Annotated in this window: 11 protein-coding genes and 2 CRISPR repeat arrays (1 of these 13 running past the window's edge); of the genes, 5 read left to right on the top strand and 6 right to left on the bottom strand. The window is 56.1% G+C overall.

Annotated features, from left to right (window positions below; translation table 11 throughout):
- The first annotated feature begins 2 nt into the window (after nt 1–2).
- Genes rlmH through rng form a run of 3 tightly spaced genes read left to right on the top strand, consistent with a single transcriptional unit; the run spans nt 3 to nt 2,567 of the window.
- Nucleotides 3–473 carry a 23S rRNA (pseudouridine(1915)-N(3))-methyltransferase RlmH gene (gene rlmH, locus V8J88_RS17910; RefSeq protein ID WP_338845596.1) on the top strand — a complete coding sequence of 157 codons (471 nt, stop codon included), beginning with the start codon at nt 3–5 and terminating at the stop codon, nt 471–473.
- A gap of 14 nt (nt 474–487) precedes the next feature.
- Nucleotides 488–1,102, top strand: coding sequence for a nucleoside triphosphate pyrophosphatase (locus V8J88_RS17905; RefSeq protein ID WP_338845595.1), 615 nt, complete (start codon nt 488–490; stop codon nt 1,100–1,102).
- A gap of 7 nt (nt 1,103–1,109) precedes the next feature.
- Nucleotides 1,110–2,567: a ribonuclease G gene (rng, locus tag V8J88_RS17900; protein WP_338845594.1), complete on the top strand. Its 1,458-nt coding sequence runs from the start codon at nt 1,110–1,112 to the stop codon at nt 2,565–2,567.
- Between the two features lie 90 nt (nt 2,568–2,657).
- Here the strand turns inward: rng and V8J88_RS17895 are convergent, their stop codons facing one another.
- Nucleotides 2,658–2,984: a hypothetical protein gene (locus V8J88_RS17895; protein ID WP_338845593.1), complete on the bottom strand. Its 327-nt coding sequence runs from the start codon at nt 2,982–2,984 to the stop codon at nt 2,658–2,660.
- A 691-nt stretch (nt 2,985–3,675) separates the two neighbouring features.
- On the opposite strand from V8J88_RS17895, the gene V8J88_RS17890 reads away from it, so the two are divergent.
- Nucleotides 3,676–5,016, top strand: coding sequence for an erythromycin esterase family protein (locus tag V8J88_RS17890; protein WP_338845592.1), 1,341 nt, complete (start codon nt 3,676–3,678; stop codon nt 5,014–5,016).
- A gap of 214 nt (nt 5,017–5,230) precedes the next feature.
- Here the strand turns inward: V8J88_RS17890 and V8J88_RS17885 are convergent, their stop codons facing one another.
- Nucleotides 5,231–5,566: a hypothetical protein gene (locus V8J88_RS17885; RefSeq protein ID WP_338845591.1), complete on the bottom strand. Its 336-nt coding sequence runs from the start codon at nt 5,564–5,566 to the stop codon at nt 5,231–5,233.
- Nucleotides 5,567–5,736: 170 nt separating this feature from the next.
- Nucleotides 5,737–8,157 carry a calcium-binding protein gene (locus V8J88_RS17880; RefSeq protein ID WP_338845590.1) on the bottom strand — a complete coding sequence of 807 codons (2,421 nt, stop codon included), beginning with the start codon at nt 8,155–8,157 and terminating at the stop codon, nt 5,737–5,739.
- 248 nt (nt 8,158–8,405) lie between these two features.
- On the opposite strand from V8J88_RS17880, the gene V8J88_RS17875 reads away from it, so the two are divergent.
- Nucleotides 8,406–8,975: an HD domain-containing protein gene (locus V8J88_RS17875; RefSeq protein ID WP_338845589.1), complete on the top strand. Its 570-nt coding sequence runs from the start codon at nt 8,406–8,408 to the stop codon at nt 8,973–8,975.
- A gap of 59 nt (nt 8,976–9,034) precedes the next feature.
- Nucleotides 9,035–12,372: direct repeats of the CRISPR family, unit length 36 nt; unit sequence GTTCCGGCCAGAGCACAAATCCCAATCTGCTAAACT.
- A gap of 14 nt (nt 12,373–12,386) precedes the next feature.
- Here the strand turns inward: V8J88_RS17875 and V8J88_RS17870 are convergent.
- The 3 genes from V8J88_RS17870 to V8J88_RS17860 all read right to left on the bottom strand — a co-directional run bounded on the left by V8J88_RS17870 (nt 12,387) and on the right by V8J88_RS17860 (nt 14,810).
- Entirely contained in the window at nt 12,387–14,030 is a 1,644-nt protein-coding gene (locus V8J88_RS17870) for an IS66 family transposase (protein ID WP_338845588.1), read from the bottom strand.
- A gap of 118 nt (nt 14,031–14,148) precedes the next feature.
- Nucleotides 14,149–14,493, bottom strand: a complete 345-nt coding sequence (gene tnpB / locus V8J88_RS17865; protein WP_338845587.1) for an IS66 family insertion sequence element accessory protein TnpB — start codon at nt 14,491–14,493, stop codon at nt 14,149–14,151.
- Nucleotides 14,490–14,810, bottom strand: coding sequence for a hypothetical protein (locus tag V8J88_RS17860; protein WP_338845586.1), 321 nt, complete (start codon nt 14,808–14,810; stop codon nt 14,490–14,492). Before V8J88_RS17860 ends, tnpB begins: the two co-directional genes overlap by 4 nt.
- A gap of 64 nt (nt 14,811–14,874) precedes the next feature.
- Nucleotides 14,875–15,062: direct repeats of the CRISPR family, unit length 36 nt; unit sequence GTTCCGGCCAGAGCACAAATCCCAATCTGCTAAACT; it runs 2,752 nt beyond the window's last position.

The raw sequence follows: 15,062 nt of genomic DNA, 5'->3' as shown, positions 1-15,062 counted from the left end.
CCATGCAATTGCTGATTGCCGCAGTCGGGCACAAAATGCCCGACTGGATCAACCAGGGCTTTGCTGAATACGCCAAACGCATGCCGCCGGAGCTGCGCCTTGCGCTCAAAGAAATCAAACCGATTGAGCGTAGCGGCGGCCGCACGGCGGAAAGCGTGATGGCGCAAGAGCGCGTCAAAATTGAAGCCGCCCTGCCCAAGGGCGCACGCATCATTGCGCTGGATGAGCGCGGGCGCGACCTCAGCAGCGCCCAGCTCGCCCGCCAGCTCGAACAATGGCGCCAGGATGGACGCGACTGCGCCTTCATCATCGGCGGCGCCGATGGCCTCGACCCCGCCATCAAACAACAGGCCGATATGCTGTTGCGCCTGTCCAGCCTGACCATGCCGCACGGCATGGTGCGCGTGCTGCTGGCCGAACAGCTCTACCGCGCCTGGAGCATCACCCAAAATCATCCATATCACCGGGTTTGACCTGAGGGGGAGACATGAAGCTGGACAAAAAAATCTGGCTGGCCTCGAAAAGCCCGCGCCGCCGCGAATTGCTGCGCCAAATCGGGGTGGACTTTGAAATTCTGTTTTTACGCGAACAGGCCCCGCGCGGGCCGGACGTGACAGAACTGGCCATGCCGGGCGAAGCGGCGGCGGATTATGTGCGCCGCGTGACGCTGGAAAAAGTCGCCTGCGCGGCGCATGTGCAAGCCATGCGCCATTTACCGCTGCGGCCGATTTTATGCGCCGACACCACGGTCAGCATTGACGGCGACATCTTAGGCAAGCCCGCCAATAACGCCGAAGCGCAAGCCATGCTGCGCCGCTTAGCCGGGCGCCGCCATCAAGTGCTGACCTCCATCGCCCTGCATTGGCAGGAACAGACCTGGCAGCATACCCAGGTCTCGCAAGTTGAATTTTCGCCCTTGAATGACGCGCAAATTGTGCGTTATTGCAGCGGCAGCGAACCGTATGACAAAGCCGGCGGCTATGGCATTCAAGGCCAGGCCGCCGCGTTTATCTCGCATATCGAAGGCAGCTATTCCGGCATCATGGGATTGCCGCTGTACGACACCCTCCAACTGTTGCAACAAGCAGGATTTGCCCCTTGAGAGCGCCATGAGTGAAGATTTGCTGATCAATATCACCCCGCAGGAAACCCGGGTCGCCCTGGTGATACAGGGCGCCGTCCAGGAATTGCATATCGAGCGCACCCATTCGCGGGGATTAACCGGCAATGTGTATCTGGGCAAAGTGGTGCGCGTCCTGCCCGGCATGCAATCGGCCTTTATCGACATCGGCCTGGAGCGCGCCGCGTTTTTGCATGTGGCCGATATCTGGGAAGCGCGCAGCGGCGAAAGCGGCAACTTGACGCCGATTGAAAAGATGCTGTTTGACGGCCAGGTCTTGACGGTGCAAGTGATCAAAGATCCGATTGGCAGCAAAGGCGCGCGCCTGTCCACCCAGATCTCGATTGCCGGACGCATGCTGGTCTATCTGCCGCAAGATAATCACATCGGCATTTCGCAAAAAATCGAAAACGAAGCGGAGCGCGAACAATTGCGCAGCCGCCTGCAAAGCCTGTTGCCGCCGGATGAAAAAGGCGGCTTCATTGTGCGCACCGTGGCGGAAGAGGCGAGCGACGCCGATATGCAAGCCGATATCGACTACCTGCGCAAAATCTGGAGCGCCATCGGCGCCGCAGCGCGCAGCAAACCGCCGACCTCATTGCTGTATCAGGATTTAAATCTGGCGCAGCGCGTCTTGCGCGATTTCGTGAATGATGAAACGAATGCGATTTTTGTCGATTCGCGAGAAAACTATCTGGCCTTGAGCGAATTCTCCAGCGCCTATATGCCAAAAGAGCTGGCGCGCCTGCAGCACTACACCGGCGAACGTCCGCTGTTTGATTTATATGGCGTGGAAGAAGAAATTTTGCGCGCATTGGGGCGGCGCGTCGATTTGAAATCAGGCGGCTATCTGATCGTCGATCAAACCGAGGCCATGACCACCATCGACGTGAATACCGGCGGCTATGTGGGTGGACGCAATTTCGCCGACACCATTTTCAAAACCAATCTGGAAGCGGCGCATGCGATTGCGCGCCAACTGCGCCTGCGCAATCTGGGCGGCATCATCATCCTCGATTTCATCGACATGGAAAACGCCGAGCACCGCAACGCCGTGCTGGCCGAATTGAAAAAAGCCCTGTCGCGCGACCGCACCAAGGTCTCGGTCAGCAGCTTTTCCGCGCTTGGCCTGGTGGAAATGACGCGCAAGCGCACACGCGAATCGCTGGCCCATGTGCTGTGCGAACCCTGTCCCGCCTGCGGTGGCCGTGGCCAGGTCAAAACCTCGCGCACGATATGCTACGAAATTTTGCGTGAATTGCTGCGCGAAGCCAAACAATTCAACCCGCGCGAATTCCGCATCCTGGCCTCGCAGGAAGTGGTCGATTTATTCCTGGAAGAAGAATCGCAACACCTGGCCATGCTGGGCGACTTCATCGGCAAGAAAATCTCACTGCAGGTCGAGACTTCGTATCATCAAGAGCAATATGATGTCATTCTGATGTGAAATATTTCTTCAATAAAATCAATGAGTTACTAATTCTTTTTTTGAAAAAGCCAGCTTGACTACAAGGCTGGCTACACAAAATTCATAGACTTACGTGGACAAATCCGAAGGCGGAGATTCATCCGCTTTCTCTTTGCGGATATCCTTGAAGTATGATTTCTCTTGTAGATAGTCCAGCGGCACTAAGAACAAATAATCTTGTTTGACCATTTGCCTTGCCCGTTTCAAATCATACTTAAGTTTCTTGCGAGTACTATCCCAATCTGGATCAGACGGTTTACGCTGTTTCCCATAAAATTCTGGAATCACATCTTCCTCGGAAGCCTTGCTGTATTCGATAGCATCATAAATTCTTAGCCACATAAACAGTTTGTCCCGTCGAACTTTGGGTGTCTTCGTGCGATGATCTGGCGGCACCCCGCAGGCGCGGAGATGATCCGGATGAAATCATGACAGCAAAGAAAACCCTCACGTGTTCCCCGCAGGCGCGGGGATGATCCGATGACATGTGCAATTTCTTCCCACAAATGAAGCGAAGGCTGGTGGCGGGGCGAAGGACTTCAATTCCCTGCCACCGGCTTGTGTAAGAAAAAAGAGAGGGGTGCGGCAAGTGTTCCCCGCAGGCGCGCGGATGATCCGGGCACATCATCTGGCGCAAGCATCTCGACAAAGTGTTCCCCGCATTCGCGCGGATAATCCGGAATATCTCATCGCATTCATCATCACAACCTCGTATGCGCCGCCATCGTCTGCTCCATCGGCTGGCCGGGGGCGCAGATTTTTATGCGCAAATCTGTGCTGCGCCGCCAGCTATGGGATACTCTGCGCGATCTGCTGCTTGACTTTCAGGGGATGAAACGGGGCTTGCTGTAATTTCTATTTCTCACAGGCATTTTCCGTTCTGCCTGATACTGTTTTGCAGTCGATACAGGCACCCCGGCGCCCCGGCGCACTGCCCGCACCCGCTGCGCCCCTTTTTCCTCCATCCATATTTACTATGAAAAAAAATAATTTGAGGCATCTTTGCAATCGACTTTTTCTGGCTGCGCTGCTGGCTGGCCTGACAGCTTGTGGCGGCGGCGCGTCCGGTGGCGCCAGTCCGGCGCCTGTGGCTACCCCCCCATCCAGCGTCAACCTGGAACCTGACCTGACCCAGGCCAAATTATTGAGCGATGATGAGCTGGCGACCAGCGCCTTGGCGACCGGCTTTACCCCGACCGCCCAGGAAAGCGCCTGGCTGCAGCAAAATCATCGCAAAATCCGCTCCCTGGTGTTTGACCGCGATTTTTCTGACTTGGCGTTTTTGCGTCAGGAATTAGCAGGTAAACGCATTGTGCAATTGGGCGAAAGCTCGCATGGCTCGCGCGAATTCAATCAAATCAAGGTGCGCATGGTCAAATTCATGCATCAGGAATTGGGTTATAACGTGCTGGCCTTTGAGTCTTCATTGATCGGCTGTCATTTGCAGGATCAGGAATACCTGGCGCGCCGCAGCGTGCCGCCGCGTCAGGCATGTGTGTTTGCCGTTTGGGCGACGCAGGAATTGGATGAATTATTCCGCTATATCGACAGCACCCAGGCCAGTTCCCGGCCTTTACGTCTGGCCGGCTTTGACTGGCAAGAATCCAGTACGCCTTACGATAATGCAGAGCGCGTCAGCAACTGGCTCGCGCCTGTGCTGCGGCAGACAAATGATGCCGCTTTGCAGAACACCGGCGCGCTGATCGAAGCTGTGTTCGCGCTTGCGCAGAAAGGGACGGCTTGTGCTTCCGCTCCGGCTGCGGCGTCGTGCCAGGCTTTTTTGGCCGAAGGCGCACGCTATGAGCAGGAAATGGCGCGCTTGATCCAGACCTTTGAACCGTATCGGGCGCAAGCTGATGACAGTCAGCGTTTTGTGCGCAATATGGCGTATCTGGGCTTGCAGTCTTTGCAAGACCGCCTGCTCAGTTTGCGTGCGCGCCATCTCGACCCCCATTCTTACCAGGGGCGCGATCCGGCCATGGCGCGCAGCATCAGCGGGCTGGCCAAGCTGGCTTACCCGCAGGAGAAAATCATGGTCTGGGCGCATAACGCGCATATCTCACGCGCCAGTCAATGGGGGAGTGCTGCAGGCGCGCCTATGGGGTCGTATCTGGCCAAAGAATGGCAGGATCAGTTATTTACCATTGGCTTATTCATGTTGCGCGGGGAGAACGCAAATAATTTTCGCAACAGTATGCCGGTGCGTTTGCCGCCAGCGGATTCTTTAGAGGCGTATGCGCACAGCTTGCGGCTGGGGGCCTTATATTTGCCGATTCCTGCGCGCGATGCGGCCGGGGATGGCGATAACTGGCTGCATAGGCCGCTGAATTTTATGAACTGGGGGATGCATTTGCAGCTTGATCGCCTGGATCAACATTTTGATGCGGCGATCGTGATTGATCGCTCGCGCATACCGGCTTACAACTGATGCATGCTTGCGCCCGCTCTATGCAGGGCCGCGCCTTTGTCCTGTCACAGCAAAAGCACAGTGGCGCAAGCCGTTCGCCCTGCGCCTGTCGCAGGGCATGGCTGATGATGAGCAGGGTTTGATTCCCCGGTACAGGAGCGGTCGCGCATACGCACCACGGCAGTGAGGCGTATGCGCTGCATGCGCTGTTCCCCGCAGGCGCGGGGATGATCCCTTACAAAGTCCATGTCTTTTCATCGCCCAAGTTGAGCAATGTCAGCTGTGCGCCTTCTTGAAGATACAAAGCGGCGGCGGGCGCGAGTTGGTTTTCCAGCACAGTTTCACTGTACAAAACCGCGCTGATGATGCTTAAAGCCGCCGGCAAATCACTCACGCACAGAAAGATTGTCAGCAGCGCGGCGGCGCCATCTTCCTGTTCTTCATAGTCAAAGCCTGCGCCTTGAATATTGCCGTGTGAGCGGCTGGCCAGTATGTCGGGGATGGCATAGCGCAGATCCAGATCAGGATTGTGCAGCAGCTGCGGCTTGAGAGTGAGTACGAGATCGGTCATATACAGGCCCAGCTCAAGAGTGTTGCAGCCAATAAAACGGCGTGAGCCGTCATCAGCATAGCTTAGCCGAAAGGCGCGCGGCATACGCCATGTTGGCGGTATTTTTGCAAGCCGCGCGCGCAGATGCTAAAAAAGGCATGCCGGCAAAGTCCGGCATGCCTTGCACCCCATCAAAGCAGGAAGTCGCTCGCGCCAGTCCAATCCAATTGCGCCAGCTGCGTCCCGATCAACGTGATTTGGGCGCCGCTTGCGACATTGATCACAACATCTGCGCCGACCTGGAAGGATTGATGCTGCAAAGTCTGCAGATCCTTGACTTGCCAGGCGCGCAAATCCAGCACGTCATTGCCAGCCTGATTAAAGTCGTCAATCACTGCGACCCGGATGTCGGTTTCAAACACAAAGCGGTCATCCCCTTCATTGCCTTGGTAATGCACGCTTTGATCCGCCAAACGGGACAGGCCGATGATGTCATTGCCGGCCCCGCCTTTGATCGTCAGATTGCGCAGCGTCATGCTGTAAAACGGCAGCGTATCCGCATCCGGCGTGGCCAGCACGCTGTTATACGCCGCCGTGCCGTCGCCGCCGTCAATCATCTGAATATTCACCAGATTCGACAGCAGATTATCCACATGCAGCACGTCATATGACCAATCACCCTTGATGACGTTAAAGCCGGCTCCGCCATCGTAGTAATCAAAACCGTTTTTATCGCCGCCGGTAATCAAGAGGAAGGTGTCATCGCCGGCCCCGCCATTCAGCTTGTCATTGCCTGCGCCGCCACGGATCACGTCATCGCCCTTGGAGCCGTAAATCGCATCATTGCCTTGCGCCCCGTCCAGCACAAAGTTTTTCACCACCATATGCGAGAAGTCCAGATAGTCGTCTTGCGCCGTACCCAGCACCGTGTTGTAGCTGGCTGTGCCGTCGCCGCCGTCCAGCACCTGGATGTTTTGCAGATTTTCCAGATGATTCATGACATGCAGCACATCGTAAGACCAGCCGCCTTTGATGGTGTTGACGCCATCGCCGCCGACAAACAGATCCAGGCCGTTTTTATCGCCGCCGGTGATTAACAGGAAGCTGTCATCGCCAGCGCCGCCATACAGCTTATCATCGCCGGCCCCGCCGCGAATCTCATCATCACCCTTGCCGCCAATGATCAGATCATTGCCGCCGGCGCCATCCAGCACAAAGTTTTTCACCAGCATGCCGGAAAAGTCCAGCGTCTCATGCGCATCGCTGGCCAACACCGTGTTGTAGGCAGTTGTGCCGTCGCCGCCATCCAGAATCTGGATGTTTTTCAGATTCGCCAACTGGTCCACCACATGCAAAACATCATACGACCAGCCGCCCACGATGCTGTTGACGCCGCTGCCGCCGTCATACCAATCCGTGCCGTTGAAATCGCCGCCGGTAATCAGTTGGAACACATCATCGCCAGCCTGGCCGGACAACACATCGTCGCCGCCGGCGCCGCTGATGGTGTCGTGACCGGCCCCGCCACGGATATGGTTCACATCATCATTGCCGATAATCGCGTCATTGCCATCGCCGCCGTCGATAGTGAAATAATTGACCTGGTACTTGCTGAAATCCAGACTGTCATCGCCCTTGCCGGCTTGCACCACGTTGTAGCTCCACGTCTTGTCGCCGCCATCCAGAATCTGAATGTTTTGCAGATTCATCAGCTTGTTTTCCACATGCAGCACATCATAAGACCAGTCGCCGGTAATGCGGTTGAGACCGGCCCCGCCATCGTAATAATCCAGGCCGTTTTTATCGCCGCCGGTGATTAACAGGAAGGTGTCATCGCCGCCTTCCGCATACAGCTTGTCATTGCCGGCCCCGCCGCGAATCACATCGCCGGCTTCGGTGGCGATGATCACATCATTACCGCCAGCCCCATCCAGCACAAAATTCTTCACCGTGATCTTGGAGAAATTCAGCGTCTCATCCGCATCCGTGGCCAGCACGGTGTTGTAAGCCGGGGTACCGTCGCCGCCGTCCAGCAGGTGAATGTTTTGCAGATTTTGCAGACCGTCCATGACGTGCAACACATCGTAAGACCAGTCGCCTTTAATGGTGTTGTGACCCGTCCCGCCTTCATACCAATCCACGCCGTTTTTATCGCCGCCGGTCAGCAACAGGAAGGTGTCATCGCCGGCGCCGCCATACAGCTTGTCATTGTCCAGCCCGCCGCGAATGACGTCGCCGCCATCGGTGCCGATGATCACATCAAAGCCGGCCCCGCCGTCCAGCACAAAGTTTTTCACAATCATCTGCGAGAAATCCAGATAATCGCTGTCCGGGCCGGCTTGCACGGTGTTGTATTCGGCTGTGCCGTCGCCGCCGTCCAAAATCTGGATATTCTGTAGATTCGCCAGATGATTCATGACGTGCAACACATCGTAAGACCAGCCGCCTTGAATCATATTCACGCCGCTGCCGCCGTCATACCAATCAATTCCATTGTTGTCCCCGCCGGTGATGAGGCGGAAAGTGTCGTTGCCGCCATAGCCGTACAGCTTATCGTTCTCTTTGCTGCCGTACAAAATATCGTCGTTCTCAGTGCCGCTGATGATTGCCATTGTTATTCTCCTGAAGATAGGTATGCCTGAAATGGGCGTGGCGATTATATGGCGCGGCAATTTGCAAGCATGTGAATTCCGGGCGTAAACTGTCCCGTTTTTTGGTTGCCGCACATAATATGTCCCTGTAGTTGAATTTTGGATAGCGGGCGCATATTTTTTGCTGATTCCGGGCAATCTTTTGACAGGCTGCCGGTATGCGCGGCGCGTGCCACAATCAGCAATCTTTGGCAAAAAAGGAGGGGGCGATGCAGATCAATTGGCGCCAGGACAGCTGGCAACGCGCGTGGATGTTCGCCAGCCGCGCGCATCAGGGGCAAACTTACGGCGGCGCTTTGCCGGGGGAACAGATTGCCTATATCAACCATCTGGCCAGCGTGGCGATGGAAGTCAGCTGGGCTTTGCAGGCGGAAGCGGGGCCTGGCCTGGATGGCGATTTGGCGCTGCAATGTGCGCTCTTGCATGACACGCTGGAAGACTGCGGCATCACTTACGCCAGCGTTGCGGCGGAATTCGGCCTGGCCGTGGCGGATGGCGTGCAAGCCCTGTCAAAAAATCCGGCGTTGCCCAAGGCTCAGCAATTAGCCGACAGCCTGCAGCGCATCTTGCGCCAGCCGCGCGAAGTGGCGATGGTGAAATTGGCAGACCGGATTGCGAATTTATATCATCCGCCGTTTTACTGGGATGACGCGAAAATCATCAGTTATCAAAGCGAAGCGGGACAGATCTTAAACGCACTCGGGGCCGCCAGCCCCTGCCTGGCGGCGCGGCTGCAGGAAAAGATTGCGGCGTATGGAAGGTTTGTGCGGGGTGGGTAGCGGATGGGGGATAGATTGAAAATCACAATCTGCAAAAATGCATCTTACGACGAAGGAATTCTGGCTAGAGGGCACAAGTCCCAATCTGCTAAATTTCCATGTGATTTCGTGGGCTGCGTATGCGTGGTTCCGGCCAGAGCGCAAATCCCAATCTGCTAAACTGAGCGCATCGGAATACAAGGTTGAGCTGGGGTTCCGGCCAGAGCACAAATCCCAATCTGCTAAACTCGATGGGCCGACGATGACGCCGATTTGCCAGTTCCGGCCAGAGCACAAATCCCAATCTGCTAAACTATGCTGCGCGATGCACACGAGCGCGCATTTGTTCCGGCCAGAGCACAATCCCAATCTGCTAAACTGCGCGCCTATGCCGATCAGCCCACCATAAAGTTCCGGCCAGAGCACAAATCCCAATCTGCTAAACTCGCGCCAGACATGCCCACGAGCAGGCAGTGGTTCCGGCCAGAGCACAAATCCCAATCTGCTAAACTGGGCGAATATGAGGGAAGTTCCCCGCTGGAGTTCCGGCCAGAGCACAAATCCCAATCTGCTAAACTGCGCCGCTCACGCAGTGCGCCAGCCAAGCCGTTCCGGCCAGAGCACAAATCCCAATCTGCTAAACTTGAGGATGGCGAATCGGGCGTAGTGCTGGGGTTCCGGCCAGAGCACAAATCCCAATCTGCTAAACTAGTCGCAATTGTGAGTTGTATGCAATACAAGTTCCGGCCAGAGCACAAATCCCAATCTGCTAAACTTGGTGCTGGCCTTGCGCGACTCCACCAGCCGTTCCGGCCAGAGCACAAATCCCAATCTGCTAAACTGTATGTCTGCTTCTATCGCGTTTTTACCTCGTTCCGGCCAGAGCACAAATCCCAATCTGCTAAACTAATCTCAAGACAGAGAAGTATCACACCATAGTTCCGGCCAGAGCACAAATCCCAATCTGCTAAACTGCAATTTTCGATGCGCTGAAGGCTTCCGGTGTTCCGGCCAGAGCACAAATCCCAATCTGCTAAACTCTGGCGCCATTTTTTCAATTAAACGACGCGGTTCCGGCCAGAGCACAAATCCCAATCTGCTAAACTGATGTCAGGCGCCTGAGTGCGATGTGGTGGGTTCCGGCCAGAGCACAAATCCCAATCTGCTAAACTTCAGCAAAGCGCGCTGCCGCCGCCCCGCGCGTTCCGGCCAGAGCACAAATCCCAATCTGCTAAACTTACGGCCTGCGTTGAGCAGTGACAGCCCCAGTTCCGGCCAGAGCACAAATCCCAATCTGCTAAACTACTCGGCCTTGTTTTCAGCCAGCCATTCAAGTTCCGGCCAGAGCACAAATCCCAATCTGCTAAACTAACTGTCACAGGCGGCGCTTGCGTTGCACAGTTCCGGCCAGAGCACAAATCCCAATCTGCTAAACTGCGCTGGGCGGCTTGCACGTAGCCCAGGCAGTTCCGGCCAGAGCACAAATCCCAATCTGCTAAACTGCGCTGGGCGGCTTGCACGTAGCCCAGGCAGTTCCGGCCAGAGCACAAATCCCAATCTGCTAAACTATTCCACACCTCACACCCCGGCTTGGCCGCGTTCCGGCCAGAGCACAAATCCCAATCTGCTAAACTCGCCCACCACATTTTATTCATCGCGTCCCGGTTCCGGCCAGAGCACAAATCCCAATCTGCTAAACTGGTTCTATGCGCGGTTTCATTGAAGCAATGGTTCCGGCCAGAGCACAAATCCCAATCTGCTAAACTGCCAACGCGCGCGTAGTGGAGCAGTTCTTCGTTCCGGCCAGAGCACAAATCCCAATCTGCTAAACTGCGCTGGGCGGCTTGCACGTAGCCCAGGCAGTTCCGGCCAGAGCACAAATCCCAATCTGCTAAACTCTCCTCAAGCGGTGGAACCGCCGCTTTCGTGGTTCCGGCCAGAGCACAAATCCCAATCTGCTAAACTGTGCACGACACCGGCCTGCAGATGTCGCTCGTTCCGGCCAGAGCACAAATCCCAATCTGCTAAACTAATTAGGCGCGATTTTCAGCAACCGTAACAGTTCCGGCCAGAGCACAAATCCCAATCTGCTAAACTCCCGCCGTCGCTGCTCAGATACACGGTGCCGTTCCGGCCAGAGCACAAATCCCAATCTGCTAAACTCAGCGCGCCATTGGCCACGGCGCTTTGCAAGTTCCGGCCAGAGCACAAATCCCAATCTGCTAAACTCACGCCGGCGCCACCACCACAGCCAGCCACAGTTCCGGCCAGAGCACAAATCCCAATCTGCTAAACTCCTTGCATGTGGATGACTGGCGAAAAATGGTTCCGGCCAGAGCACAAATCCCAATCTGCTAAACTAGGCATTAAGCTGTACATTTCTGCCGTTCCGTTCCGGCCAGAGCACAAATCCCAATCTGCTAAACTTTGCTCAAGCCCACTTATGGTGAAGATAACGTTCCGGCCAGAGCACAAATCCCAATCTGCTAAACTTCCACCACCCCCGGCAACACCTCCCGCCCGGTTCCGGCCAGAGCACAAATCCCAATCTGCTAAACTATTGCGCGCAGTCTGTCCGCGCCGGCTAGGGTTCCGGCCAGAGCACAAATCCCAATCTGCTAAACTCGCGCAGAGCGCACAGCATTACGCATCGTGGTTCCGGCCAGAGCACAAATCCCAATCTGCTAAACTGTCTCATCCAATCTTCGTGTTTGTGATGCTGTTCCGGCCAGAGCACAAATCCCAATCTGCTAAACTTGCGGTACTCGTACTCCTGCACATCGATATTGTTCCGGCCAGAGCACAAATCCCAATCTGCTAAACTCGCATCTGGCGAGATATATGACGATACTCCGTTCCGGCCAGAGCACAAATCCCAATCTGCTAAACTGAGGAACAGCAGGCAGTATTCCAAGCGCAGGTTCCGGCCAGAGCACAAATCCCAATCTGCTAAACTTAATGTCTGGTTCCGGCTTCATTTCAATTGGTTCCGGCCAGAGCACAAATCCCAATCTGCTAAACTCGTCTATCACGGCAATTCACTGAGCGTTGAGTTCCGGCCAGAGCACAAATCCCAATCTGCTAAACTCCCGCGTTGTGACAACTGGCGTCATGAGTGGTTCCGGCCAGAGCACAAATCCCAATCTGCTAAACTCAATCCGTGGTTCACCGGCCCGATTGGCTGGTTCCGGCCAGAGCACAAATCCCAATCTGCTAAACTGACTGCAATCTTTGTTGCGACCTGTCCCAGGTTCCGGCCAGAGCACAAATCCCAATCTGCTAAACTCGCACAGGCAAGCCAATCAGGCCAGAAATGGTTCCGGCCAGAGCACAAATCCCAATCTGCTAAACTGCAACGGCAAACGCAGATGATTATGCGCTTGTTCCGGCCAGAGCACAAATGTAACCGCCCAACGCGCCCACGCCCCCCCTTCAAACTTGAGGCAGTGGCGCGAGCGGCAATAACTCATCCAGTCTGCTGGTAGGCCAAGTGGGTAATTTATTGAGGGTATCCAGTAGCCAGGCATACGGTTCCAGGCCATTGAGTTTGGCAGTTGTCAGTAAAGACATAATGCTTGATGCGCGGTGGCCGGCGCGCTCGGTGCCGTAAAACAGCCAATTCTTACGTCCGATAGCGATCGGGCGCAAGGCGTTTTCTGCCGGATTATTGTCAATCGGCAAATCGCCGCTGTGCGCATAACGCACCCGCGAAGCCCAACGGCTGATGGTGTACATGACCGCTTTTTGCAAGCCGGAGGACGGTGACGCCCTGGCCCCGATTTCTGTGAGCCACGCCTCGAACTCCGTCAACAATGGTATGCTCTTTCGTCGTCGCAAGGCCGCGCGGTCTTCGATGCTCATCTCCTTGGCTTCGCGCTCAATTTCGTACAGCTGGCCAAAGCGGAATAAGGCTTCGGTCGTGATCGGCGTTGGCTGCGTCGCATGCAAATCAAAGAATTTTCGTCGCGCATGCGCCATGCAGCCCAGCTCCACCACGCCGCCAGTAAACAAGGCATCATAGCCGGAGTACGCATCCACCATCAGATAGCCACGCCAACCATCCAGCATGTTGCGCGCATGCTGTCCCTTCCGCGAAGGCTGATAGTCGTACACCACAATGCGCGGCCCCGGCTCCAGATCATTGCTGCGATACACCCATTGATAACCGCGCTCGGTTTTACCCGTCTTCGGCGCCAATTGCGCCACCGGCGTTTCATCGGCATGCAAGCATTGCCGCTGGCGCAGCAATTCGGCCAAGCGATCAGCCAGCGGCGCCAGCGCCACGCCCAAACGCCCCACCCACTGCGCCAGCTTGGTGCGCGACAAGGCAACCTCATGGCGTGCGCCGATCTGTTCCAGGCGATACAGCGGCAGATGATCGATGTATTTCGCCACCGCCAGCCAGGCCAGCACATCGTGTTCGACGCCGCCACCGTCAATAATCGAGGGCGCACTTGGCGCTTGATGAATGGCTTGGCAAGCGTGACAGGCGTATTTCGGATAGCGGTGGCGCTTGACGCTGAACACAGCGGGCTGCACCGATAATTTTTCGGTGACATCTTCACCAATTTTGCGCATCGCTTTGCCGCATTCCGGGCAGTCGTAACTGGCCGGCTCGTGCAACACGTCTTCGCGCGGCAAGTGCGCCGCCAACGGCAGGCGTCCGGGACGCCTTTGCTTGGCCGGCTTGGCTTGCCGGGACGCAGCCGCGAGTTTATCCAACTCGACTTGCGCAGCTTCAAGGTCGGCTTCAATGTCTTCCTCGAACAAGCTGCGCTGATGGCTATCCACCACCCGCTCGCTCTTGACGCCGTAACGCATGCGGCGCAAATACGCGACTTCTTGCTGGAGTCTTTCGTTGTGCTGTTGCAGTTGCGCAGCGTGCCGTTCTGCGTGCGCGGCTTGCTGTGCGAGCAATGTGACTTTTTGCTCGGCGTGCGCGGCGCGTTGCGCGAATGCGGACGCATTTTGCTCGACGTGCGCGGCTTGCTCAAGCAGCGCCAGCAGCTCTTCCCGCAGCGGGGACGGGATGCCTTCGGCGTGTTGCAAGCGGTGTTTTTGCGCAGTGAAATCCATGCGCTAAGTGTAGCATTTGCCGGTGTATTGCTCTGTGCAAACGGCATGATTTTTGCGGTTTTTTTCATGTGTTTTCCTGCTTGAGAAAGCGCCCATGCGATGGCTGCAAAAATGCGCTTTAATACAGCCAATCCGGGATGCGATCCGCGCTCAAACGGCGCCAATCGACGCCTTTGCAAAGCCATTCCCATTGCGCAGGATTGAGTATAAAAAGTTGTGCGTCAGCTTCGGGCCAGGTGAAGCCGCCTTGATGCAAACGGCGTTGACACAGCCAAATGCCGCTGGCGTCAAACACCAGCGCCTTGAGACGGTTTGCGCGCCGATTGCGAAACACATACGCCGCGCCGTCGCTGGGCGTGCGTCCCAAGGTGTGTTGAATACGGGCGGCCAGACTGTCGATGCCGGCGCGCATATCAATCGCCTCTTGCACCAGCCAAATTTGCCCAGGCTGCGGCCAACTCATGCCAACTCCCGCAGTAATGCGGCCAGCCATTGCGGCGTGACATGCAGCGGAATATGCAGGCGCTGCACTCCGCTTTCGAGGGTGAGATGGCCAGCGGGGGAAGCCGGCATGACGTCGGCTGGCGCTTGCGTGGCGACCAGCGTTAGCGGCGCGCTGTGCTCTGCTGTCGTGCGGCTGCGTTTGATCCAATATTGCAGGACCGGCAGATTGATTTCATGCTGACGGGAATATGCGGTTTGCGTTTGCCCGCTCAAGCGCCATGCCCTTACGTGCGCGAGCCATTCTTCCCTGCGTTGTTTGCGTGATTTGCTGTGCATCCTATGCCTCCTTTTTGATGGGCATAGCATGCGCTGGTTTTTATGGGCTGGGGAGATGGGGCTGTTGGGCGCTTACGCACAAATCCCAATCTGCTAAACTATATCCAGCAGGCTGGTCACTTTGATTTCAGTTCCGGCCAGAGCACAAATCCCAATCTGCTAAACTTTCGCAGGGCGTGAACCGGCGTTATCGTTAGTTCCGGCCAGAGCACAAATCCCAATCTGCTAAACTGTGCGATTGGAAAAGCCACA

The organism is Massilia sp. W12 (assembly GCF_037300705.1).
Lineage (GTDB): Bacteria > Pseudomonadota > Gammaproteobacteria > Burkholderiales > Burkholderiaceae_D > JACPVY01.
This window is presented reverse-complemented; position numbering and strand designations above follow the sequence as displayed.

Bases quoted from the DNA above. Each gene is read 5' to 3' on its own strand.
- V8J88_RS17905 (WP_338845595.1), top strand. From the start codon at position 488: ATGAAGCTGGACAAAAAAATCTGGCTGGCCTCGAAAAGCCCGCGCCGC.
- tnpB (WP_338845587.1), bottom strand. From the start codon at position 14,493: ATGAGTTGGCCGCAGCCTGGGCAAATTTGGCTGGTGCAAGAGGCGATT.
- V8J88_RS17860 (WP_338845586.1), bottom strand. From the start codon at position 14,810: ATGCACAGCAAATCACGCAAACAACGCAGGGAAGAATGGCTCGCGCAC.
- V8J88_RS17875 (WP_338845589.1), top strand. From the start codon at position 8,406: ATGCAGATCAATTGGCGCCAGGACAGCTGGCAACGCGCGTGGATGTTC.
- rng (WP_338845594.1), top strand. From the start codon at position 1,110: ATGAGTGAAGATTTGCTGATCAATATCACCCCGCAGGAAACCCGGGTC.
- rlmH (WP_338845596.1), top strand. From the start codon at position 3: ATGCAATTGCTGATTGCCGCAGTCGGGCACAAAATGCCCGACTGGATC.
- V8J88_RS17880 (WP_338845590.1), bottom strand. From the start codon at position 8,157: ATGGCAATCATCAGCGGCACTGAGAACGACGATATTTTGTACGGCAGC.
- V8J88_RS17870 (WP_338845588.1), bottom strand. From the start codon at position 14,030: ATGGATTTCACTGCGCAAAAACACCGCTTGCAACACGCCGAAGGCATC.
- V8J88_RS17885 (WP_338845591.1), bottom strand. From the start codon at position 5,566: ATGACCGATCTCGTACTCACTCTCAAGCCGCAGCTGCTGCACAATCCT.